Annotated in this window: 10 protein-coding genes; all 10 read right to left on the bottom strand. The window is 72.1% G+C overall.

Annotated features, from left to right (window positions below):
• Window positions 1-194 precede the first annotated feature (194 nt).
• Window positions 195-1,352, bottom strand: a complete 1,158-nt coding sequence (locus tag AB0O15_RS41595; RefSeq protein WP_364331448.1) for an alpha-hydroxy-acid oxidizing protein — start codon at window positions 1,350-1,352, stop codon at window positions 195-197.
• A complete protein-coding gene (locus AB0O15_RS41590; RefSeq protein WP_364331445.1) occupies window positions 1,334-2,107 on the bottom strand; it encodes an alpha/beta fold hydrolase in 774 nt (257 codons plus the stop codon). The genes AB0O15_RS41595 and AB0O15_RS41590 overlap by 19 nt, the downstream gene beginning before the upstream one ends.
• Window positions 2,094-11,081 carry an SDR family NAD(P)-dependent oxidoreductase gene (locus AB0O15_RS41585; protein WP_364331442.1) on the bottom strand — a complete coding sequence of 2,996 codons (8,988 nt, stop codon included), beginning with the start codon at window positions 11,079-11,081 and terminating at the stop codon, window positions 2,094-2,096. The genes AB0O15_RS41590 and AB0O15_RS41585 overlap by 14 nt, the downstream gene beginning before the upstream one ends.
• A 12-nt stretch (window positions 11,082-11,093) precedes the next feature.
• Window positions 11,094-14,036 (bottom strand): beta-ketoacyl synthase N-terminal-like domain-containing protein, encoded by a 2,943-nt coding sequence (locus AB0O15_RS41580; RefSeq protein WP_364331439.1) that lies wholly within the window; start codon window positions 14,034-14,036, stop codon window positions 11,094-11,096.
• Window positions 14,037-14,056: 20 nt separating this feature from the next.
• Entirely contained in the window at window positions 14,057-15,211 is a 1,155-nt protein-coding gene (locus AB0O15_RS41575) for a cytochrome P450 (protein ID WP_364331436.1), read from the bottom strand.
• A 165-nt stretch (window positions 15,212-15,376) separates the two neighbouring features.
• Window positions 15,377-15,976 carry a hypothetical protein gene (locus tag AB0O15_RS41570; protein WP_364331434.1) on the bottom strand — a complete coding sequence of 200 codons (600 nt, stop codon included), beginning with the start codon at window positions 15,974-15,976 and terminating at the stop codon, window positions 15,377-15,379.
• Window positions 15,977-16,038: 62 nt separating this feature from the next.
• Window positions 16,039-16,884 (bottom strand): ABC transporter permease, encoded by an 846-nt coding sequence (locus AB0O15_RS41565; protein ID WP_364331431.1) that lies wholly within the window; start codon window positions 16,882-16,884, stop codon window positions 16,039-16,041.
• Window positions 16,881-17,843, bottom strand: coding sequence for an ATP-binding cassette domain-containing protein (locus AB0O15_RS41560; protein ID WP_364331428.1), 963 nt, complete (start codon window positions 17,841-17,843; stop codon window positions 16,881-16,883). Before AB0O15_RS41560 ends, AB0O15_RS41565 begins: the two co-directional genes overlap by 4 nt.
• 121 nt (window positions 17,844-17,964) lie before the next feature.
• Window positions 17,965-20,877, bottom strand: a complete 2,913-nt coding sequence (locus tag AB0O15_RS41555; RefSeq protein WP_364331426.1) for a condensation domain-containing protein — start codon at window positions 20,875-20,877, stop codon at window positions 17,965-17,967.
• Window positions 20,874-25,055: amino acid adenylation domain-containing protein (locus AB0O15_RS41550; protein WP_364331423.1), on the bottom strand; the 4,182-nt coding region annotated here is incomplete at its 5' end. The genes AB0O15_RS41550 and AB0O15_RS41555, both read right to left, overlap by 4 nt.

Below are 25,055 nucleotides of genomic sequence, written 5' to 3'. Positions count from 1 at the left end.
CCCCTCGTCGAAGAGCGCGGGCACGGCGAAGAGAAGAGTCCGATGTGGACATGTGGCCAGGCCGGGCGAGCGATCGGTGACCGCTGACCAGAAGGTAACCGCGCCGGCCTCCCCGCTCAATCCCGAATTACCGCTCCCCCGCGGCCGTTTCGAGACCCCAAAAGATCGGCTACGATCTATCGCCCGCACCGCCGTCAGGGAGCAGCGCGGACGAGACACCGCGGGGTGAGGTCCCGCAGGCTCGTGCCGCCGCAGGCCGCCAGCGCCAGGTCGAACTCGGCGAGGAGGCACCGCATCACGTGCTCGACGCCGTCGCTGCCGCCGAGGGCCAGGCCGTACACGTACGGCCGTCCGTAGAGCACCGCGTCCGCGCCGAGGGCCAGCGCCTTGACCACATCGGCGCCGGTCCGCACACCCGAGTCGAACAGCACGGTGAAGTCCTCGCCCACCTCCGCGCGGACCGCCGGCAGCGCGTCGAGGGCGCCGATCGCGCCGTCCACCTGCCGGCCGCCGTGGTTGGAGACGACCACACCGTCGACCCCGAGATCCTTCGCCCGCCGGGCGTCGTCCGGGTGCAGCACGCCCTTGATCAGCACCGGCAGCCGCGTCCGGCCGCGCAGCCAGGCGATGTCGTCCCAGGTGAGCCCCGGGTTCGAGAAGACCGCCGCCCAGCGGGTCAGGACCGCCCGCTGGTCGGCGCCCGGCTCGAGGCCGGCCCGGAAGGCAGGGTCGTCCACGATGTTCGCCGCGCCGTGGCCGTGCAGCGGGGGAAGGAACCCGGCGTCGAGATCGGCCGGCCGGTAGCCGATGACCGGAGTGTCGACGGTGACGACCAGGGCGGTGTACCCGGCGGCCTCGGCCCGGTCGGCCAACGACGCCGTCACGGCCCGGTCGTTCACGCAGTAGAGCTGGAACCAGCGGGTTCCGGCGCCGTTCGCCTCGGCCACCTCCTCCAGCCCGACCGTGCTGACCGTCGAGAGCACGAACGGCAGCCCGAGCGCCTCCGCCGCCCGCGCGCTGCCGGCCTCGCCCCGCGGATGGGCCAGACCTTGGCCGCCGATCGGGGCTAACAGCACCGGCGCGGGCATCCGGTGCCCGGCCACCTCGGTCGTCAGGTCGCGGCTGCGCACGTCACGCAGCACCCGCGGGACGATGCGCCAGCCGTCGAACGCGGCCCGGTTGGCCGCGTCGGTGGCTCCGGTGCCGGCCGCGCCCGACACGTACCCGAAGGCATCGGCGCTCATCACCCGGCGGGCCGCCTCGGCCAGCTTCGTGAGGTCGGTCGGCAGCGACGGCCGGACGCCCGAGAGGCCGGCCAGGTAGATCTCGGCGGTCAGATCGCCGTACGCCATGACGCCTCCGACGCGGGGAAGTGCCGCAGGATCGAATCGATGACCTCGCGCCGGCGGCGACCCAGGTAGAAATGGCCGCCCGGGAAGGTCCGCAGCTCGAAGTCGCCGTCCGTGTGCCCGGCCCACGCGGCGGCGGCGTCGGGCGGCGTCGCCTCGTCGTCCTCGCCGAACAGCGCCGTGATCGGCGCGATGACCCGCGCACCGGGCCGGACCGAGTAGGCGGTCATGAGCCGGTAGTCGTGGCGAAGCGGAGGCAGCATGAGCATCAGCGCTTCCGGGTCGGCCAGCAGCGCCTCATCGGTGCCGCCCATCCGCCGCAGTTCCTCGACCAGGTCGTCGTCGCCGGCCTCGGGCGTCAGGGTCATCCGACGCGGGCGGGTCGGCGCGCCGCTGCCGGAGGCGAACAGCCGGCTGACGAGTCCGGGCCGAACCTCGTCGAGCAGCAGGGTGGTCTCGAACGCGACGATCGCGCCCATGCTGTGGCCGAACAGCACGGTCGGCGTCTCCGGGGTGGACAGCAGCGCCCGGGCGGCCGACCGGGCCAGTTCCCGGAGGTCGGCGGCCGCCGGTTCGGCGCGTCGCCACTGCCGGCCGGGGTACTGCATCGTCACCACCTCCACGCTCGGTGGCGCGGCCGCGGCCAGCGGGGCGGCCGCCCCGGCCGAGCCCCCGGCGTGCGGGAAGAAGACCAGCCGGTACGGGCCGCCCGGCCGGCGGTGGAAGACGGTCGTCCATTCCTCGCTACGCACCGCCATCGCCGTCACCCGCCTGTCCGTCGAGGCCGAGCTCCGTGGTCAGGTGGGCGACGAGCTCCCGTGGCGTGGGGTGGTCGAAGATCAGCGTGGCCGGCAGCGACACCCCCGTCCGCTCGGTGATCAGGTCGCGCAGCTCGATCGCGCCCAGCGAGTCCAGGCCGAGGTCACGGAACTGGGCGGCCGGTGCGACCGTCTCGGTGGCCTCCATGCCCAGCACCTCGATCACCGCGGCCGTGACCAGCTCCAGCAATGCCGTACCCGGGGCTTCCCGGGGCGCCGGGTCCGGGTCCGGCGCCGTCTCCGGGGCCGCGTCGTCCGGCCGGTCCCGGACCCGCAGGACCAGCTTGCCGATGTGCCGCGCCTCGGCCATGTGGCGAAACACCTGGGGCGCCTCGGTGACCGGCCGGACGACGGTGTGGACCGGTGCGAGGGTTCCCTTGTCGAACAGGCTCATGATCTCGTCGAGCAGGACCCGCACGCCCTCGGGCCCGGGATCGCGGATGTCGAACTGGCAGTAGGACACCCCGTCGTACCGGGCGGCGACCGACCGGGGGTCCCGGATGTCGGTCTTGCCCATGTCCAGGAACCGTCCGCCGGAGTTCAGCAGCCGCAGCGACGCGTCGGTCAGCGGACCGGCCAGGGAGTTCAGCACCACGTCGAGGCCCTCGGCGCGGCGGAACCGCTCCTCGAACGAGGCGTCCCGCGACGATCCGATGCGCTCGGGGGGTAGACCCATCGAGAGCAGGGTGGCCTGTTTGGGCGGGCTCGCGGTCGCGTAGACCTCGGCACCCAGGTGCATGGCGACCTGCACGGACGCCATACCGACGGCCCCGGTCGCGGTGTGCACGAGGACCCGTTCGCCGGGAGCGACCCGGCCGAGCCGGGCCAGCCCGTAGTACGCGGTGAGGAAGGCGATCGGCACCGAGGCGGCCTCCTCGAACGACCAGCCGGCCGGCACCCCGGTGAGGAACCGGTGGTCGCCGACGGCCAGCGGGCTCATCGTGTCGACCAGGCCCATCACGCGGTCGCCGGGTTTGAGCCGGTCGACGTCGGAGCCGGTCGCCAGGACCACGCCGGACGCCTCGACGTTCTGGGCCAGCGATCCGCCCTGGGCGCCGGCCGCCGGTGACACGAGGCCGAGGGTGGTCAGCACGTCGCGGAAGTTCAGCCCGACGGCGTGCAGGGCGATCCGTACCTCGTCCGGTCGCAACGACCGGTCGGGCCGTGCCGCCGGGACGATCCTGATGCGGTCGGGCGAGCCGGCTCCGGCGTACTCCAATCGCCAGTTCTCGTCCGACGGGAGCTGGAGCGTAGGGCGGGGCGTGCCACCTCCGGTGGGACGCAGGCGGAGCGAGTCGACCACGGCGATCGCGGCGCCCGTCCGATCCCGCAGGTCGACCCGGTAGGTGTCCGGGGCGAGGCGCGTGACCCGTACCCGGGCCGCCGGCGCGCCGGGGCTGAACACCCGGTAGCCGGTCCAGGCGAACGGGACCCGGGGCCCGGCGCCGCCCGGGGCGGAGGCCTCGACGGCGTGCAGCGCCGCATCCAGAACAGCGGGGTGAAGGCCGTACCCCGGGGCCTCGGTCTGCAGGGTCGCGGCCGGTTCCACCTCGGAGTAGACCGCGTCGCCGTCGCTCCACATCACCGAGGCCGCGCGCAGGTCCGAGCCGTACACGAGACCACGGGCGTCGAGCCGGCGGTAGATCTCGTCCCGGCCGACCGGGAGCACGGGAGCCGGCAGCGGCGCCGGCGCACCCGCGCCGGGCAGCGCGTCGGCCGGTACGCCGGCGGCGTGCCGTGTCCAGCTTCCGTCTCCGTCCGAGTCCGCGTAGACGGAGAGCGAACCGCGCGTGCCGTCGGCCGGCCGGTGCAGCACCACGCGCAGCCGGACGCCGTCCGCGGCGGGCAGTGGCAGGGCGCGCTCGATGACCAGCTCCGCGACACCGGCGTATCCGCTCTCCACGGCGGCCCGGTGGGCCAGCTCGACGAAGACCGACCCGGGCAGGATGACCCGGCCCTCCACGACGTGCGCGGCGAGCCATGGGTGGTCGCGGACGGAGACCGTACCGGTCCACACGACTCGGTCGGCCTCCGGCACCTCCACCGCCGGCGCGAGGATCGGGTGCTCCTGACGGCCGGACCGCCGGTGGCGCGCGGGCGCCGTCTCGAGCCAGTAGCGGCGGTGCTGGAAGGCGTACGTCGGGACGCCGACCCGCCGGGACGCCCCGGGTGGGACGATCCGGGTCCAGTCGATGTCGGCGCCGGCCACGTGGGCGTCGCCGACCGCGCCGACGAGGGCCGGCACCTCCGGTTCGCCGCGGCGCTGCAACGGGATGGCCCGGCCGCCCAGCGCCGCGCGGGTGAGCATCGACAGGGTGGCGTCCGGCCCCAGCTCCACGAAGCACTCGGCGCCGGCCTCCCGGGCGGCCCGGACGGCGTCGGCGAACAGCACCGGCCGCCGGATGTGCTCGGTCCAGTAGCGGGCGTCGGCCGGCTCGTTCTCGCCGAAGAGCCGGCCCGACACGGCGGAGATCATGCGTACGGTCGGCAGCCGGTAGTCCAGCCGGCCCGCGATCCGTTCGAACTCGGAGAGGATCGGGTCCATCTGGGGCGAGTGGAAGCCCTGGCTCACGTCCAGCGCCGCGGTCCTGATGCCGGCGCCGGCGAGCCGGCGTCCGACCAGGGCGACCGCGTCGGCGGCCCCGGAGACGACCACGGACCGCTCGCCGTTGACGGCCGCGAGGCTCACCCGGTCCGAGAGATCGGCCAGTTCCGGCGCCACTCGTTCGCGACCGGCCTGGACGGCGAGCATCGCGCCGTCGCCGGGCACCGAGTCCATCAACCGGCCGCGGGCCGCGACCAGGGCCGCCGCCTCGGAGAGCGTGAGCACGCCGGCCACGTGGGCGGCGGTCAGCTCGCCCAGGGAGTGGCCGAGCAGGTAGTCGGGGCGCAGACCCCAGTCGAGCACGAGGTGATAGAGCGCGACCTGATAGGCGAAGAGGGCCGGTTGCGCGGTGGCGGTGCGGGCGAGGAGCGCGCCCGAGTCCCCGAGCACCGCGTCGGCCAGGCGATGGGTGAGGTGGGTGTCGAAGGCCCCGCACACCTCGTCGAAGGCCTCGGCGAAGACCGGGAACCGCGCGTGCAGCTCCCGGCCCATGCCCGGCCGCTGGGTGCCCTGGCCCGAGAACATGAACGCCACCGGCGGCCGGACCGCGCCGGGCTCGGTGGGCTCCAGGTTGTCGAGCGACTCTCGCACGGCGTCGGGGTCGGTGGTGGAAACAGCGGCCCGGTACGGGAAGTGGGTGCGGCCGGTGGCCAGCACAGCGGCGACGTCATCCAGGCCGGCGCCGGAGTCGCCGGCCAGCATCTCGCGCAGTCTCGTCGCCTGTCCCCGCAGCGCCGCGGCCGATCGGCCGGAGAGCAGCAACGGCAGGCCCGGCGTCGCCGGCCCGGGGTCCGGCGGATCCGCCGCGGGCGCTTCCTCGACGATGACGTGGGCGTTCGTGCCGGAAATCCCGAACGACGACACCCCCGCCCGACGCACCCGACCCCGCGCCGGCCACGCCACCTCCTCCACCAACAACCGCACCGACCCCGACGACCAATCAACATGAGAAGTCGGCACACCCACATGCAACGTCCGCGGCAACACCTCATGCCGCAACGCCATCACCATCTTGATCAAACCACCCACACCCGCAGCCGCCTGCGAATGACCAATATTCGACTTCAACGAACCCAACCACAAAGGACGACCCACCGGCCGACCCCGCCCATACGACTCCAACAACGCCGACGCCTCGATCGGATCACCCAACCTCGTACCCGTCCCATGCGCCTCCACCACATCCACATCAGACGCCGACAAACCCGCCGACCCCAACGCCAACTCCACCACCCGCCGCTGCGCCACCCCACTCGGCGCCGTCAAACCATTCGACGCACCATCCTGATTCACCCCCGAACCCCGCAACACCGCCAACACCGAATGCCCCAACCGGCGCGCATCCGACAACCGCTCCAACAACACCAACCCCACACCCTCAGCCCAACCCGTACCCTCCGCATCCGAAGAAAAAGCCCGACACCGACCATCCACCGACAAACCCTGCTGACGCGAAAACTCCGCAAACACCCCCGGCGTCGACATCACCGTCACCCCACCCGCCAACGCCAACGAACACTCCCCCGACCGCAACGACCCCATCGCCAGATGCACCGCCACCAACGACGACGAACACGCCGTATCCACCGTCAACGCCGGACCCTGCAAACCCAACGAATACGCCACCCGACCCGACAACACACTCGCCGACGTACCCGTCAACAAATAACCCGCCGAACCACCCGACTCATGCAAACGAGGCCCATAATCCGACGAACCCCCACCCACAAAAACACCCGTATCCGAACCCCTCAACAACCCCGGAACAATCCCCGCACCCTCCAAAACCTCCCACGAAACCTCCAACAACAACCGCTGCTGAGGATCCATCGCCACCGCCTCACGCGGCGACACCCCAAAAAACGACGCATCGAAAGAGCCGGCTCCGGCCACGAAGCCGCCTTCGGACACATAGGACAGCCCGTTGCCGGTGTCCCATCCACGGTCGACGGGGAACGGGGAGATCGCGTCCCGGCCGGCCGCGACCAGATCCCACAAGCCCTCCGCCGAGGAGACGTCGCCCGGATAGCGGCAACCCATCGCCACGATCGCGATCGGCTCATCGGCGCTCGCGACGGTCGTCGGCAGCGGTTCCGCCGCCGTCTCACCCGCCGCCGACGACACCAGGAACTCGGCCAGCGACGTGGGCGTCGGGTGGTCGTAGACCACCGTCGTCGGCAGCCGCAGACCGGTCACCGACACCAACCGGTTACGCAGCTCCACGCTCATCAACGACCCGAAACCCAAGTCCTTGAACGTCAGCCCGCCGTCGGCCACCCCGCCACCGGAGACCACCGACACCTCGCTCAGGACCAGCCGCAGTGCCACCTCGGGCCGCTCGGCCTCCGGTCGTTCCCGCAGGCGCCGGGCCCAGGCCGAGCCGTCGTCCGGCCGGTCGGCCGGCCGGCGCGCGGCGGACCGGCGGACCAGCCCGGACAGGATCGCCCGGGCGGAGCGCTGGAGCAGCGCGGTGTCGAGCGGGGTCGCGACCACGGCCGGCACGTCCACCGCGGTCACCGCGTCGAACAGCGCCATGCCCTCGGCCGCCTCGATCGGCAGCAACCCGGTCCGGGCAAGTCGTTGCCGGTCCTCCGGGCGCAGCCCGGCGGCCATGCCGCTGTCCAGGGACCAGACGCCCCACGCGCACGAGGTGGCGGGCAGGCCGAGCTGCCGGCGATGCCACGCCAGCGCGTCGAGGAACGTGTTGGCGGCCGCGTAGTTGGCCTGGCCCGCGTTGCCCAGAACACCCGCCACCGACGAGAAGAGCACGAAGTTCCGGATCGGCAGGTCCCGGGTGAGCTCGTGCAGGTGCCAGGCCGCGTCCACCTTGGCCGCGAGCACCTCGTCGACGAGCGCGGGGGTGAGCCGCCCGACCGTGACGTCGCGCAGGATCCCGGCGGCGTGCACGACGGCATGGAGCGGGCCGGTCGCGCACACCTCGGTCAGCAGCCGGGCGAGGGCCTCACGGTCCGACACGTCGCAGGCGCGGACCTCGGCGACGGCGTCGTGCGCGGCCAGCTCCGCGACCAGCTCGGCGGCGCCGGGGGTGGCGGCCCCGGACCGGCCGGTCAGCACGAGCCGGCGCACGCCGTGCCGGCGTACCAGCTGCCTGGCGACCATCGACCCGAGCGCACCGAGACCGCCGGTGATGAGGACGGCGCCGCCGGGTTCGAGCCGTGGTTCGCCACCGGGCACGTGGCGCGTCAGCCGGGGCACCAGCACCTCGTCCGCCCTGATGGCCAGCTCGGGCTCCGCCGTGGCGAGCGCGCGGGCGAGCGTCTCGGCGGTGACCGGCCCGTCGACGTCGAGCAGCACAAAGCGGTCGGGGTGTTCGGACTGGGCCGACCGCAGCAATCCCCACAGCGGCGCCCGTACCAGGTCGATCTCCGCCGCATCGTCCCCGGTGACGACCGCGCCGCTGGTGACGAGCACGAGCCGGCTGCCGGCGGCCCGGGGCTCGGCGATCCATTCCTGGACCAGGGCGAGCGCCTCGCGCAGAACGGCGGACACCGCGGCGGGGACGGTTTCCGGGCCGGCACGCTCGCCGAGGAAGGGCGCGAACACCACTGGCGGGGCGGCTGCCCCGGCCGCGTCGGTCAGGGCCAGGAGGCTCTCGAGGCCCGCCGCGGTCCGCAGGCCGGCGAGAAGCGGGGCGTCGCCGACGACCGCCCAGTCGGCGCGGTCCCAGAGCGGGGAGGTCGCCGGACGTTCCACGGGTTCCCAGCCGACCTGGAACAGGGACCGGCGCACCGTGTCGGCGGGCGAGGCGAGGCTGCCCGCCGGCAGCGGTCGCAGGGTCAGCCGGTCCGCGACGAGCACCGGCTGCCCGTTCTCGTCCCAGACCGAGAGCGCCACGGCGTCGTCCCGCACGAGGGTGAGCCGGGCCCGGGCCGAGCCCGTCACCGAACCGGCCACGTGCACGCCGCTCCAGGCGAAGGGGAGCATGACCGCGCCGGCCGAGGTGGCGGTCTCCAGCGCCCCGAGCTGGATGGCCGCGTCGAGCAGGGCCGGATGGATCGCGTACCCGTCGGTCGTGACGTCCTCCGGCAGCGAGAGCGACAGATAGATCTCGTCGCCGTCGCGCCAGGCCGCCTCGACACCCTGGAACGCCGGGCCGTAGTCGTAACCCAGATCGGCGAGGCCCTCGTACGGGTCCTCGAGGGCGGCGGCTCCGGGCGGCGGCCACTCCCCGAGGGACGGCCCGGCCTGCGGTTCCTCCGCGCCGAGGACACCCGTGGCGACCTGCTGCCAGTCGTCCTCGGCGGCGCGGGAATGGACCGTGAGCGGGCGGCGTCCGTCCGCGCCGGCCGCGCCGACGATCAGCTGCAGGTCGAGGGTGCCCGCCGGGTCGAGCACGGCGGGCGCCTGCAGGGTCAGCTCGTCGACCACCCCGAGCCCCGCATGGGCCGCCGCCGTGAGGAACAGGGTGCCGGGGAGCAGGATCGTGCCGTCGACGACGTGATCGGCCAGCCAGGGATGGGTCGCCAGGCCGAGGGTGCCGGTCAGAATGGTCTCGTCGCGGCCGGCCGGGGTGACGCGGGCGCCGAGGATCGGGTGGTCGCCGGGGCGGTGCCGGGTGGGGCTCAGCCAGTAGCGCTCGTGCTGGAACGGGTAGGTCGGCACGCGCAACCGGGTGGCGGCCGGGATCGGGGCGTCGCGTACGGCGGTCCAGTCGACCGGGCGGCCGGCGACGTGCGCCCGGGCGAGGACGGTGTGGAAGTCGCCGAGGCCGCCACGGTCACGATGCAGCGACGACAGCACGGCCGGAGCGGCGCCGGGCAGGGTCTCGGCGGTCTGCTCGACGGCCACGATCAGCGTCGGGTGCGGGGCGGCCTCGACGAAGGTCCCGTGCCCGGCCGCGATCAACGCCCGGACGGTCTCGTCGAGCCGGACCGGCTCCCGCAGGTTCCGGAACCAGTACTCCGCGGTCAGCCCGGTCGTGTCGAGGGGCGCGGCCCGCACGGACGAGTAGAAATCGACCTCCGACGACACCGGCCGGATCCCGGCCAGCGTGGTGATCAGGCTGTCCCGTACGGCGTCCACGTGCGGGCTGTGCGAGGCGTAGTCCACCGCGATCAGCCGGGCCGTCACGTCCTCGCCCTGCCAGCGCTCCACCACGGCCCGCACTTCGGCCCGGTCCCCCGAGATCACCGTCTGAACCGGGCTGTTCACGCAGGCCACGTGCACGTCGCGGTACTCGGCCAACCGCCGGCGGACCTCGGCCGGCGGCAACGGGACCGACGCCATCGTGCCGGTGCCGGACAGGTCGGTGAGCGCCCGGGCCCGCACCGCGCTGACGAAGGCCGCCTCCGGCAACGTCAGCGCACCCGCCACACAGGCCGCCGCGATCTCACCCTGCGAGTGCCCCACCACGGCGTCCGGCCGCACGCCGTACGCCTCCCACAGCCGGGCCAGGCTCACCATCACGGCGAACAGCAGCGGCTGGACGACCTCGACCCGCTCCAGGTCCTCCGGGTCCTGACGATCCAGCACCTCCACCACGTCGAGACCCAGATGCGGACGCAGCGCATCGGCGCAGGCCCGCAACTCCCGGGCGAACACCGGCGACGCCGCGGCCAGCTCACGTCCCATGCCCACCCACTGCGAGCCCTGTCCCGGGAACACGAACACCGTGCGGCCGGTGTCGCCGGCCGTGCCGGTCAGAACGCGGGGGTCGGCGTCCCCGGCGGCCAGGGCGGCCAGCAGGTGCGGCACGTCGGCGGAGTCCGTGGCGGTGACCGCGGCCCGGTGGGCGAAGTGGGTGCGGCCGGTCGCCAGCACAGCCGCGACGTCATCCAGGCCGACGCCGGGGTCGCCGGCGAGCATCCGGCGCAGTTCGTTCGCCTGCGCCCGCAACGCCGCGTCCGTCCTGGCCGAGAGCAACAACGGCATTCCCGGTACGGCTGTCGCCGGCGTCTCGTTCTCGCGGGGCGCTTCCTCGACGATGACGTGGGCGTTCGTGCCGGAAATCCCGAACGACGACACCCCCGCCCGACGCACCCGACCCCGCGCCGGCCACGCCACCTCCTCCACCAACAACCGCACCGACCCCGACGACCAATCAACATGAGAAGTCGGCACACCCACATGCAACGTCCGCGGCAACACCTCATGCCGCAACGCCATCACCATCTTGATCAAACCACCCACACCCGCAGCCGCCTGCGAATGACCAATATTCGACTTCAACGAACCCAACCACAAAGGACGACCCACCGGCCGACCCCGCCCATACGACTCCAACAACGCCGACGCCTCGATCGGATCACCCAACCTCGTACCCGTCCCATGCGCCTCCACCACATCCACATCAGACGCCGTCTAACCCGCCGACCCCAACGCCAACTCCACCACCCGCCGCTGCGCCACCCCACTCGGCGCCGTCAAACCATTCGACGCACCATCCTGATTCACCCCCGAACCCCGCAACACCGCCAACACCGAATGCCCCAACCGGCGCGCATCCGACAACCGCTCCAACAACACCAACCCCACACCCTCAGCCCAACCCGTACCCTCCGCATCCGAAGAAAAAGCCCGACACCGACCATCCACCGACAAACCCTGCTGACGCGAAAACTCCGCAAACACCCCCGGCGTCGACATCACCGTCACCCCACCCGCCAACGCCAACGAACACTCCCCCGACCGCAACGACCCCATCGCCAGATGCACCGCCACCAACGACGACGAACACGCCGTATCCACCGTCAACGCCGGACCCTGCAAACCCAACGAATACGCCACCCGACCCGACAACACACTCGCCGACGTACCCGTCAACAAATAACCCGCCGAACCACCCGACTCATGCAAACGAGGCCCATAATCCGACGAACCCCCACCCACAAAAACACCCGTATCCGAACCCCTCAACAACCCCGGAACAATCCCCGCACCCTCCAAAACCTCCCACGAAACCTCCAACAACAACCGCTGCTGAGGATCCATCGCCACCGCCTCACGCGGCGACACCCCAAAAAACGACGCATCGAAAGAGCCGGCTCCGGCCACGAAGCCGCCTTCGGACACATAGGACAGCCCGTTGCCGGTGTCCCATCCACGGTCGACGGGGAACGGGGAGATCGCGTCCCGGCCGGCCGCGACCAGATCCCACAAGCCCTCCGCCGAGGAGACGTCGCCCGGATAGCGGCAACCCATCGCCACGATCGCGATCGGCTCATCGGCGCTCGCGACGGTCGTCGGCAGCGGTTCCGCCGCCGTCTCACCCGCCGCCGACGACACCAGGAACTCGGCCAGCGACGTGGGCGTCGGGTGGTCGTAGACCACCGTCGTCGGCAGCCGCAGACCGGTCACCGACACCAACCGGTTACGCAGCTCCACGCTCATCAACGACCCGAAACCCAGATCCTTGAACGTCAGCCCGCCGTCGACCGCCCCGCCACCCGCGACCACCGACACCTCGCCCGCGACCAGGTCGTAAACCTCGGCCGGGGTCATGGCAGCCAGGTCGGGGCGCGGTTCGGCGCCGGTCCCGGCCGGACGACCGGACGGCACGGCGGAGCCCTCGGCGGGCCACCAGTAGCTTTCGCCCTGGAAGGCGTACAGCGGAAGGTCGACCACCCGCGGCGACGTCCCGGCGAAGACGGCGCTCCAGTCCACGGTGGCGCCGCCCGCGAACGCACGCGCCAGCGCCTCGGTTCCCTCGGGCGCGTCCACGCCGGGCGTGGTCCCGCCGCCGGCCGGTGGGCGCAGCGGATCATCGGCCATGCCCAGCACGACCCCGGCCGGCGTCTCACCGCCGGCCAGCCGGCGGAGCAGGCGCTCGGCCTCGCTGACCGACCCGGCGAGCACGACGGCCCGGTGCTCCATGACCTCGCGCGTCGTCGCCAGCGAGTAGGCCACGTCCACCGCTCGCACCGGCTCTCCCGAGGACAGGCGCTCGCACAGCCGGCCGGCCTGGGCGCGCAGCGCGGCTTCGGTTCGCGCGGACACGACCCAGGGCAGCACCCGCGGATCGGACGGCGGTTCCCCGGCCGGCTCGACGATGCCGTGGCGGGCGACGGAGGCCGGCGGTTCCGCGACGACCAGGTGGCAGTTGGTGCCGCCGACACCGAAGGACGAGACGCCGGCGATACGGGCGGCGAGCGGGTCGGGCCATGGCGTCAGCGCGGTCTGCACCTGCAGGCGCAGGTCGTCGAGGGGGATGTCCGGGTGCGCCGTGGTGAAGTGCAGGCTGGGCGGAAGTTCGCCGTGCGACACCGCGAGGGCGGTCTTGATCAACCCGATCCCGCCGGCGGCGCCCTCGAGGTGGCCGATGTTCGTCTTCACCGAGCCCACCCGCAACGCGGGCCGCGACCCACGCCCAGGTGCGAAGACGGCGCCGAGCGCGCGGGCCTCACGGGGGTCGCCGGCCTTGGTGCCCGTGCCGTGCAGCTCCACGTACTGCGTCTCGGCCGGGTCCACGCCCGCCCGCCGGTGCGCCTCCCGCAGGGCGTCGGCCTGCGCCTCGGCGCTGGGCACGACGAGGCCCTCGCCCGTGCCGCCGTGGTTGACCACGCTGCCCCGGATGACCGCGTAGACGCGGTCGTGGTCGGCGACGGCGTCGCTGAGCCGTTTGAGGACGAGCAGCGCCGCGCCCGAGCCACGGGCGAAACCGTCGGCGTCCGCGTCGAAGACCCGGCTGCGCCCGGTCGGGGACAGCCCGCCGAAACCCGCCGCGAGCCAGGCGCTGCGCGGGCTCAGGTTGAGATGCACCCCGCCGCTGACGGCCAGGTCGGCCTCACCGGACCGCAGGCTCGCGCAGGCGGCGTGCACGGCGACCAGGGACGAGGCCTGACCCGCGTCCACCGTGAAGCTGGGGCCGTGCCAGTCCAGGTGGTGCGACACCCGGTTGGCGATCACGCTGCGGTGCAGCCCGGTCATCGCGTGCTGGGGCGCCGGCTCGGCCGGGTCGGCGCCGGGCAGCGTCAGGTAGTCGCTCGCGCAGACCCCGATGAACACTCCGGCGTCACCACCGCGCCGGTCGTGGGGCACGATCCCGGCGTCCTCCAGCGCCTGCCAGGCCAGTTCCAGCACGATCCGCTGCTGAGGATCCATCACGTTCGCCTCGCGACGCGAGATGCCGAAGAACGCGGCGTCGAACCGGCTCACCCCGGCGAGCCCGCCCTCCTCGTCGACGGCGTCCTCGCCCCGGAGCAGCAGCCGCCAGAACTCGCGGACCGACTCCGCCCCGGGCACACGGCACGCCATGCCCACGATCGCCACCGGTTCCTCGCCGAGCGCTACGACGTCGTCTGCCACCTGAGCTCCTCGATTCCGTGTCACCAGGCGACCGCGAGCCTGGCCAGGCCCCGCGTCGCAAAACTGTCCGACCAGGTCACGGCGTCGTCGCCGGCAGCCAGGCGCAGGCCCGGGAACCGCGTTCCGAGCCGGGTCAGCGCGACCTCCAGCTGGACGCGGGCGAACGGCGCGCCGAGACACCGGTGCACGCCGTGCCCGAACGTGACGTGCCGCGGCGGCCGCTCGCCGTCGACCCGTTCCGGGGCCGGGAACACGTCCTCGTCGTAGTTGCAGTGCAACAGCGAGACGATCACGCCCTGCCCCGCGCGGATGAGCGTGCCGCCCAGCTCCACGTCCTCGGTCGCCACCCGCGGGAAGCTCATCGGCGTCGCCGGCGTCACCCGGATCAGCTCCTCGATCGTCCCCGCGCCGGGCACACCCCCGGGACCGGCGTCGCCGGCGAGAATCGCGAGGACCGACATGCTCAGCTGACCGGCGGTGGTCTCGTAGCCGGCCATCAGCAGCGCCAGCCCGAAGCTGATCAGCTCGGCGCGGGAGAGCGCGCCGCCGTCGTTGGCCTGGACGAGCGCGCTGAGCACGTCGTCGCCGGGCTGCCGGCGTTTGCCGGCGACCAGCGAGGACATGTAGTCGACCAGGAGCAGTTCGTGCTGGGCCCGGACGGTGCCGTCGCCGGCCTCGGTCATGCCGAACAGGGCCACCACGGAGGAGTCGAACTTCGGCCGGTCGGCCTGGGGTACGCCGAGCAGCGCGCTCAGCGCGGCGAGCGGCAGCGGGGCGGTGTATCCCGCGACCAGGTCGGCGGGGCACGGTCCGGCCGCCAGGGTGTCGAGCAGCTCATCGGCGATCTTCTCGATCAGCGGCGCCTGCCGGGCGACCCGATGGGTGGTGAAGGCGGCTGCGGCGAGCCGGCGCAACCGGGCGTGAGCGGCGCCGTCCATGCTCATGATCGAGTTGGGTGACGGGTTGAGGGAGCTCCATCTCGGCGCCTCGGGCCGGGCGGCGGCGGCCCGGCTGAAGCGGGCGTCGGTCAGCACCGTGCGACCCAGAACATAGTCGGTGACCAGCCACATCGGGTCGCCGTGGGGCACTTGCACCCAGGTCACCGGCCCCGTCGGAGACACGTCGAGGAAGGCCGGGAGCGGACCCAGCCTGCGCCGGCGGACATCGATCGACATCGGGCCCACTCCTCACACGACACCGGGCTGATACACCCATGCTCGGCACGTGCGAGGAATTGATCATCGGCAATTACCGCCGTTACGCGGGCGCCGGCCGCCGGCCGCGCGAACGCAACCGGCCGGCGCCCATACGAACGGGGCCGGCCGGTGTGGCGGAAAGCGTCAGACGGAAACGGTCTCGCGGGCCAGCCGGGAGTGTCGGGTGACCTGACCGGCCGTGGCCCGCTCGACCTCGGTGACACGCAGTTCGAAGCGCGGCCGGCCGGGCTGCGCCTGGCCGTACGACGTGGCGGCCAGTACGAGCCGCCACTCGGTGTCGAGCCAGAGCATCACGCGCTGGATGCTGTGCCGCGAGTAACTCACCAGCAGGCGGGTGCAGCCGCGACCGGCGATCAGCTCGCGACCGGGCAGCTCGAGCGCCTCGGTCTCGGCCGGGTTGGGGAACCAGGACAGCGGCGAGGCGACCATGCCGGCCGGTTCCCGCAACCAGCCCTCGGCGCCCACCCGGACCGGCCCGCGCCGGTCGCTCGACGTGGACGGGGCCTCGCTGCGCCCGGCGAGCTTCGGCATGCCGATCGGCTCCTCGAGCAGCCACTGCCCGTCGACCATGCGGGTGAGCTGGAACGTGCCGTGTCGCGGCTCGGCCACCGGCGGACGGTTGTCCCAGTCGCCGCGCAGCACCAGCGCCGGGACGCCTGGGGGCACACGTAGCCGCTCGGTCAGCTGTGCCCAGCTCACGGGCGTGCCGTTCTCGTCCACCATGGCCTCATCATAGGACCCGGCCCCGAACCGTGTGATCGGCCTGGCCGGCCGCCGTGCGCCGGTCAGGCGGACACCCGGCGTACGAAGGCCCGCAACGCGAACCAGACCACGGCCGCGGTGCCCACCGTCATCGCGGGGAGGAAGGCCCAGGCCGGCAGGTGCGGGATCTGCGGGGTGAGCGCGGCGCGCAGCCCCTCGCTGACGTAGACCAAGGGGTTGAGCAGCGACAGCACCTGCAGCCAGCGCACCGAGCTCAACGCCGCCCACGGGTAGAAGACGCAGCCCAGGAACGTGGCCGGGAAGATCACGACGGTGAACAGGGTCGCGGTCTTGCGGGGGTCCACAACGGTGCCGGCCAGCATGCCCAGGGCGGCCGACAGGATCGCGGCGGTGACCAGCATGAGCACGAGCAGCGGCAGACGACCGGCGGTCACGTCGGGACCTTGGCCGCCGGCGTGGACGAAGTAGGCCAGGGCGAAGACCAGCAGCCCGGCGAAGAGCGACTGCACCGCGCCGGAGACGATCTTCTGGACGCCGATGTGCCAGGTCGGGATCGGCGCGAGCAGCCGGTCCTCGATCTCGCGGGTGTACGCCAGCTCCATGACCAGTGGCTGGGTCACCGCGACGAGGCCCGCCGTGATCATGGTGCTGCCGATCAGCCCGGGGATCAGCACGGTCGACGCCGAGGCGCCGGTCGAGCCGGTGATCCCGCCCGCGCCACCCAGCTTCGGCAGGATGTACGCGAAGAGCAGGACGAACAGGGCCGGCTGCAGGGCGACCCGGGTGACGAAGGAAGGCAGGTCGTTGCGGAGCACGTGCAGGTCTCGCACGGTCATGACCTGGAAGGCGTGCCAGGCGCTGACCCGGCGGACCGGCGCCGTCGTGTCCGACGCGGTGGTGGTCGTCACTCTCGGTACTCCCGTCCGGTCAACATGAGGAAGGCGCTCTCGAGGCTCGGCCGGATGGTGGTGGCGCCGGTGACCCGCGCCCCGGCCTCGTAGCCGTAGGACACCAGGTCGGCCAGGACGACCTCGGGACTGCTGGTGAAGACCTTCACCGTGGTGCCGGTGATCTCGGCCCGGGACACCGCCCCGTGCTCCTCCAGCGCCTTGACGCGGTCGGGCGGGCCGGAGTCGTAGGTGATGGTGACGACCGTGTCGGCTCCGGCCAAGGCGGTCAGGCCGGCCACCTCGTCGCAGGCGATCACCTTGCCGTGGTCGAGCACCGCCACCCGCCCGCAGAGCGCCTCGGCCTCGTCCAGGTGGTGCGTGGTCAACAGGATCGTCTGGCCCTGGGCGTGCAGCTCGCGCAGCAGTTCCCAAAGGTTGTGCCGGGACTGCGGGTCGACGCCGGCGGTGGGCTCGTCGAGGAAGAGCACCCGCGGCTCGTGCACCAGGGCGCGAGCCACCACGAGCCGCTTGAGCTGGCCGCCGGAGAGCTCGTTGACGCCGGCCTTGCCGCGGTCGGCCAGCGCGAACCGTTCGAGCAGCTCGTCGGCGCGCCGGACCGCGGCGCGGCGCGACATGCCGAACATGCGCCCGCGGAACTCGAGGTTGGCGGCCACGCCGAGCTGCCGGTCGAGCGCGTCGCGCTGCGGCGCCACCCCGATCAGCTGGCGGACCAGCACCGGGTCGCGTAGCACGTCGACCCCCGCGACCTCGGCGGTGCCGGCGTCGGGGCGGGCCAGGGTGGTGAGCATGGCGATGGTCGTCGACTTGCCCGCGCCGTTCGGGCCGAGCAGCCCGAAGAACTCGCCCTCGCGGACCTCCAGATCGAGGCCGTCGACCGCGCGCACCGAACCGCGTGGCGACACGTACGACTTGGTCAGGCCGGACGCGCGAATTCCCGCTTCTGGATGCGCCGTCAAAGATCCTCCAGGCATAGTCGGAACGGGCGCGCGAAGGCACCCGGAATTCTCACGTAATTACACCGGGAATGGCAGCGCCACCAGGGGAAAAGGGGGTCAAACCGGGCGGCGGCTTCATACCTTATCGGCTGTCCCCACCCGGCACAACCGGACCCCGTCCACACCGGACACCCTGACCTCGCAGCCTCTCGTCGATCTTGGCGCAGATCTCGGTGACGTGCTCCGGTCGCAGCATGTGATGGTGTGACGCATTGATCTGGTGATTCTCAATGCGACCGGTGACGTACGGCCGCCACGAATCCGGGGTGAGCCGGTCATCGATGTCGTTCAACGCGGCGGTGAACAACAAAAGATCTCCCCGGAATTGCTGGAGCTCGAAACGCGGAAGCAGCGGAACGGTGTTCTTGCCCAGTTCCACGATCGCCGCCACGGTCTCGCGGCTCAGGCTGGCCAGCGCGCTGCCCTCGGAGCCGAGCAGGTCCACCGCCCGGGAGAAGTCGAGCGGCCCGTCGGTCGCCGGGTCGTGGGGCACGCCGACAAAATCGAGGAAGGCCGCGAGGATGTCCGCTTCCCGGACCGCGTTCACCACGTCGGTCTGGTCGGCGATCTCCGGGAAGGCCGCGAACGGATAGGTGTCCAGGACCACGAGCAGCTCGACCTCCTGGCCCTCGGCCTGCAGCCGGGTCGCCACGCCGTGCGCCAGCGCGCCCCCGAGCGACCAGCCGAGCAGCCGGTACGGCCCCTCTGGCTGGGCCTTGCGGATCTCGGTGAGGTAGTCCGCGACCATCTCCTCGAGCCCATCGACCGGCGCCGCACCGCGCAGGCCACGCGCCTGAACGCCGTAGATCGGGGAGTCCGCCCGCAGCTTTCGGGCCAGGCCGGAGTAGACCCAGCTGAGCCCGAGCAGCGGGTGCAGGCAGAACAGGGTCGGCTCGGTCCCGCCCGCGCGCAGTGGCAGCAACACGTCGAGGGCCCCGTCGGCGCCACCCAGTCCGAGGTGGGCCGCGACACCGGCCGGGGTGGGGTCCTCGAAGAGGTCGCGGATCGACAGTTCGGTGCCGAGCGCCGCCCGGACCCGGCTGAGCAGCGTGGCGACGAGCATCGAGTGGCCGCCGAGCACGAAGAAGTCCTCGTCCACGCCGACCGCCGACAGCCCGAGCACCTCGGCGAACAGTTCGCAGACGACCTGCTCACGGGGCGTGCTCGGGGCCCGGCCGGCCGTGCTCGCGACGTCCTCGGGCGCGGGCAGGTCCGCCGGGTCCATCCGGTCGAGCACTATCACGTTCTGGGGCACCATGTGGTCGGGCAGCCGGTCACGCAGGTGGTGGCGCAGGCCGGGCAGGTCGACCCGCCCGGTGACGTAGGCGGTCAGGCTTCCCTCGCCGGCCACCACCGCGGCCTGATCGACACCGGGGTACGCGCTCAGCACCCCCTCGATCCGAGCAGGGTCGATCGGGAAGCCCCGGATCAGCAGGTGATCACCGGCTTGGCCGAGATGCTCCAGCTCACCGTCCTTGGTCCAGCGGGCGATCTCACCGGTGCGGCACATCCGGGAACCGGGCGGGCCGAAGGGATCGGCGACGGAGCGTCCGTGGTCCTCCCCGACCGGGCCCACGACGTACACCTCCCCCGGCACCCCGGGCGGCACCAGCCGCAACCGCTCGTCCAGCACGCGCCGCGGTAGCCGCAGCATCCGCTCACGCTCGTCCTCGGCCAGGACCGGCAGGGAGCCCACCCGCCGGCCCGGCGAGCCGGCGGCGGCGCCCAGCATCAGCGCCCAGCGGCTCATCAGCGACTCGACCGTGGCCCGGTCGAACAGGTCGACGGCGAACTCGGCGTAGACGTTCAGCCCGGCCGGCTCGCCGTTCGCGCCCCAGCGTTCGGAGACCGACATGGACAGGTCGAACTTGGCCGTGCCGGTCGTCACCCGCACCGCCGAGACGCGCAGCCCGTCCAGGCCGCCGTACCCGGCCGGGGCGTTCTGCAGGGTCATCATCACCTGCACCAACGGCTGGTAGGCGCTGGACCGCACCGGGTTCAGCACCTCGACCAGATGGTCGAACGGCACGTCCTGGTGCTCGAAGGCGGCCAGGTCGGTACGGCGTACCCGGTCGAGCAGATCCGCGAAGGTGGGATCGTCCGACACGTCCGTACGCAGCAGCAGGGTGTTGCCGAAGAACCCGATCAGGTCCTCGAGCCCGTCCTCGGTCCGCCCGGCGACCTGCGATCCGATCGGGATGTCGGTGCCCGCGCCCAGCCGGTGGAACAGCGCCGCCAGCCCGGCCTGCAGCACCATGAACAGGCTGACCCCGTGCGAGCGCGCGGTGTCGATCAGGCTCCGGTGCAGCTCGGCGCCCAGCTCGGCCTCGAGGTGGTCGCCCCGGTGCGACGCGATCGCCGGACGTGGCCGGTCGAAGGGCAGGGTGAGCTGCTCGGGGATGCCGTCGAGCTGCCCGGTCCAGAACGTCACCTGGGCGTTGAGCAGGCTGTCCGGGTCCGACTCGGCGCCCAGCAGCTCGTGCTGCCACAGGGCGAAGTCGGCGTACTGGATCGCCAGCGGCGCCCAGCCGGGCGCACGTCCGTCCAGCCGGGCCCGGTACGAGGTCATCAGGTCGTTGGTCAGCGGGACCATGGACCAGCCGTCGCTCGCGATGTGGTGCAGGAGCAGCACCAGCACGTGCTCGGTCCCGTTCAGCCGCAGCAACCGGGCGCGCAGGGCCGGCTCGGTGGTGAGGTCGAACCGGTGCCGGACGATCTCCCGCAGGTCGCCGTCCAGCCGCGCCTCGTCGACGTCGATGACCGGCAGGTCCGGGACGCTCGTCACGATCTTCTGGTAGGGCACGCCGTCACGGTCGGGAAAGATCGTGCGCAGGCTCTCGTGCCGGTCGACGACGTCCCGGACGGCGGCGCGCAGGGCGGGCACGTCGAGTTCTCCGGTCAGGCGCAGGGCGAGCGGGACGTTGTAGGCCGCGCCGCCGTCCTCCATGCGGTGCAGGAACCACATGCGGCGCTGCGCGAACGACAAGGGGATCATGAGTTTCCTTCCGGGCGCGGCCGGGGCCGGAGCCGCGGGCGTACGCGGGCCGGCTCGACCAGGTGATCGGCGAGCCCGGCGACGGTGGGGTTCTCGAACAGGGCGCGGATCGGCATCTCCACGCCGAGGGTGGCCCGGACCCGGCTGGCCAGCCGGGTCGCCAGCAGGGAGTGCCCGCCGAGCGCGAAGAAGTCGTCGTCGATCCCGATCGCCGGCCGGCTGAGCACCTCGGCGAACAGGTCGGCCAGCGTCTGCTCCCGCGGCGTGCGAGGCTCACGGCCGGCGGGGCCGCCGGCCAGCTCCGGTACGGGCAGGGCGCCCCGGTCGAGCTTGCCGTGCACGGTCAGCGGCAGCTTCTCCAGCGTCACGATGGCGGCCGGGACCATGTATTCGGGTAGCCGGTCCCGCAGGTGCGCCCGGAGCGCCGTGGCGAGCTGCCCGTCCGTCCGGGTGTGCAGCGGGTTGTTCGCCGTCCGATGACGTCCCGGCCGATAGGCGCCGACCGCCGCGCCCCCGAAGACCGCATCGAAGGCACCTGAATCGTCATCACCGGTCCAGGTCAGCACCGCACGACCGGCCAGCTCCGACGGATCCACACCATCACCGTGCAACCGGGCGTTACGAATGCCTCGAACCCGGGTTCGTTCCGGCCAGACCAAACCCGGATACCAGTCCACCACCGGCAGATCCCCGCACTCCGGGACCGCATCGCGGTGCAGCACCACGTCATAGCGATACGCCGACAACTCATTGACGTAACCACCCGGCTTCAACCGGATCTCCACACCACCCGCGAACCCGGCGAAGAAATCAGGATCGAGCAACAACTCCTTCTCCACCGCGACCCCGTGATCCACCGCCCGCCGCAACCGATCACCCGACAACCGCGGCGACAACACCGCCTGATGCAGATGACGCAGCAACCGAAGATTCCGCACATCACCCACAAAGATCCGGCCACCCGGAGCAAGCAACGTGAGAGCCTGCCGGAGCACCCGGCTCAGATAGGCCGCGTCGGGGAAGTACTGCACCACCGAATTCAGCACGATCGTGTCGAAGTGCCCCTCAGGCAGACCGGTCACGTCGTCGGCCGGCTGCGCGCGGAGCTGGACACGATCACCGACCTGGGCGCGCAACCGCTCGATGACCACCGAGGACAGGTCGGTCGCCCAGTACTCCTCGACCCGCTCGTGCAGTCGCGACATCAGCAGCCCGGAGCCGACGCCGATCTCCAGGATCCGTTCGCCGCCGAGTCCTTCGATGGCGGCCACGGTGTCGTCCCGCCACCTGTGCATCTCGGCCAGGTCGATCGGCTCGCCGGTGAAGGTGCTCCGCCAGCCCGAGAAGTCGTCTCCCCAGGCCGGCGTGCCACCCCGGCCGTACAGCTCGTCGTAGAACTCCTGCCACTCGCCGACCTGCTCGGTGTCGGCCGTCGCGGCGGCGCCTGCGGCGGGCACCACGTATCCGAAGAGGTTGTCGTCGCGTGCCACCACGGCGGCCTGGTCGACCAGTGGGTGTTCGGCCAGCGCCGCTTCGACCTCACCCGGCTCGACCCGCAGACCACGGATCTTCACCTGATCATCAGCCCGCCCCGCGAACTCGACCTGACCATCCGCCGCCCACCGCACCACATCACCGGTGCGATACATCCGAGCCCCAGCCGGACCGTACGGATCAGCCACAAAACGCTCACCGGTCAACCCCGCACGGTTCACATACCCCAACGCCACACTCGCACCACCGACGTACAGCTCGCCGGGGACACCCGAAGGCACCCGCCGCAGACGCTCATCCAGCACATACGCCCACGTGCCCACGATCGGGCGACCGATCGGCACACCACCACCGACACTCAACCGGTCCGACAACGTCGTACACACCGTGGCCTCAGTCAACCCGTACCCATTGACCATCAACCTGCCCTCCGCCCACCGCTTCATCAACGCCGGCGGACACGCCTCCCCACCAACCAGCAACGTCCGCAACGAAGGCAGAGACGCCTCCGGCACGGTCGCCAGCACCGACGGCGGAATCAGCGTGTGGGTGATTCGCTCCCCCGCCAGCAACGAACCCAGCTCCGCACCGACCACCGGACCAGCCGGCGCCACCACCAACTCGGCCCCCGCACCGAAAGCCATCATCAGCTCCATCATCATCGCGTCGAAACTCGGCGAGGAAAGCTGCAACACCCGCGACGATGAATCCACCACCAGCCTCGACGCGTTCGCCGCCGCCAACGCCGCCAGCCCCCGATGCGGAACCACCACACCCTTCGGCGTGCCCGTCGACCCCGACGTGTAGATCACGTAAGCCGCGCTCGACGGACTGACCACCACCGCAGGCGCATCAACCCGGCCCGCACCCGTGAACGGCTCCGTGACCGTCAGCGCCGCACCCGCGGTCATCAACGCCACCCGCTCGGCCGGAAGCTCCGGATCCACCGGCAAGTACGCCGCACCGGCCTTCACCACACCCAGCAGCGCCACCACCAGATCAACCGAACGCGGCAACATCAACGCCACCACGTCACCCGGCCGCACCCCGGACTCCACCAACGACCACGCGACCGCGTTCGCGGCCTGATCCAACCCGCGATACGACAAACACCGCCCCCCACCGGACACCGCCGGCTCCGCCGACCACCGCCCGACCAGCTCCGGCAACGTCGCCGGAGGCACATCGGACGTCTCCGGGCGCTCCCATCCGGTCAGCCGGTCGCGTTCCTGCGGCAGCACCACCTCGGCCGCGGCAACCCGCTGGTCAGGGTCGGTCACCAGTTCCTCGAGCACCATGACGTAGCGAGCCATCAACGCCTCGACCGTGCCGGCGTCGAACAGGTCCGTCGCGTACTCCAGCAGGCCCGAGATTCCGGCCGGTTGGGCGCCGCCTCGCTCGTTGAGGTGGATGGAGAGGTCGAACTTGGCGGTGTGGGTGCCGAGCGCGGCGCCCCGGATCTCCAGTCCGGGCAGGGCGAACGAGCCGCGCGGCGCGTTCTGCAGGGCCAGGACGACCTGGAACAGCGGTTGATGGGCGGTCGACCGGGCCGGGTTCAGCACCTCCACCAGATGTTCGAACGGCACGTCCTGGTGGGCGTACGCGGCCAGATCGGTCTCCCGCACCCGGCCCAGCAACTCCCGGAACGACGGGTCCCCGGAAACGTCGGTCCGCAGCACCAGGGTATTGACGAAGAACCCGATCAGATCGTCCAGCGCCTCGTCCGTGCGACCGGCGATCGGTGACCCGATCGGCACATCCGTACCCGCGCCCAGGCGCGTCAACAGTGCGGCCAGCCCGGCCTGCAGCACCATGAACAGCGACGCGCCGTTCGCCCGCGCCACCTGCGCCAACCGGGCGTGCAACCGCGCATCGATCTCGAACCCGAGTGTCGAACCCCGATAGGACGCCACCGCCGGACGCGGCCGGTCGAACGGCAGCCGGATCTGCTCCGGCACCCCGGAAAGCTTCTCCGCCCAATACCTCATCTGAGCACTCAGCAGACTTCCCGCATCCGACTCCGCACCCAGCAGATCACGCTGCCAGAGCGTGTAATCCGCGTACTGCGCCGGCAACGGCGCCCACTCCGGCGCCGATCCGGCGGCGCGGGCGGTGTAGGCCGCGACCAGATCACGGGAGAGCGGCTGCACCGACCAGCCGTCGCCCGCGATGTGGTGCAGCAGCAGCATCAGCACGTGCTCGTTCTCGGCGGCACGCACCAGCGTCGCCCGCAACGGCGGCTCGGTGGTCAGGTCGAACCGGTGCCCGGCCAGCTCCCGCAGGTCCACATCGGAGCCGACGATCGCCAGATCCGGAATCTCGTCGAGGACCAGCTGGTACGGCACGCCGTCGCGGTCCGGGAACACGGTCCGCAGACTCTCGTGCCGGGCGGCCACGTCACCGACCGCCGCTCGCAACGCGGAGACGTCCAGGTCGCCGGTCAGCCACAGCACGAGCGGGATGTTGTAGGTGGCGCTGGGTCCTTCCATCCGATGCAGGAACCAGAGCCGGCGCTGGGCGAACGACAACGGCACCACCTCGGGACGCGGCCCCCGGGTCAACGCCGGACGAGCATCCCGCGCCCGGCCGAGCTGCTCCGCGAGACGCTCCACCGTCGGCGCCTCGAACAACATCCGGATCGGCATCTCCACACCCAGCGTCGCCCGCACCCGGCTGGCCAGACG

Origin of the sequence: Actinoplanes sp. NPDC089786 (assembly GCF_040684855.1) — a bacterium.
Taxonomy (GTDB): domain Bacteria; phylum Actinomycetota; class Actinomycetes; order Mycobacteriales; family Micromonosporaceae; genus Actinoplanes.
Note: the sequence above shows the minus strand (reverse complement) of the source record. Positions and strands in the feature narration are given on the sequence as shown.

Coding starts and splice junctions, on each gene's coding strand:
- AB0O15_RS41595 (WP_364331448.1), bottom strand. CDS start 1,352: ATGGCGTACGGCGATCTGACCGCCGAGATCTACCTGGCCGGCCTCTCG.
- AB0O15_RS41590 (WP_364331445.1), bottom strand. CDS start 2,107: ATGGCGGTGCGTAGCGAGGAATGGACGACCGTCTTCCACCGCCGGCCG.
- AB0O15_RS41575 (WP_364331436.1), bottom strand. CDS start 15,211: ATGTCGATCGATGTCCGCCGGCGCAGGCTGGGTCCGCTCCCGGCCTTC.
- AB0O15_RS41570 (WP_364331434.1), bottom strand. CDS start 15,976: ATGGTGGACGAGAACGGCACGCCCGTGAGCTGGGCACAGCTGACCGAG.
- AB0O15_RS41555 (WP_364331426.1), bottom strand. CDS start 20,877: ATGATCCCCTTGTCGTTCGCGCAGCGCCGCATGTGGTTCCTGCACCGC.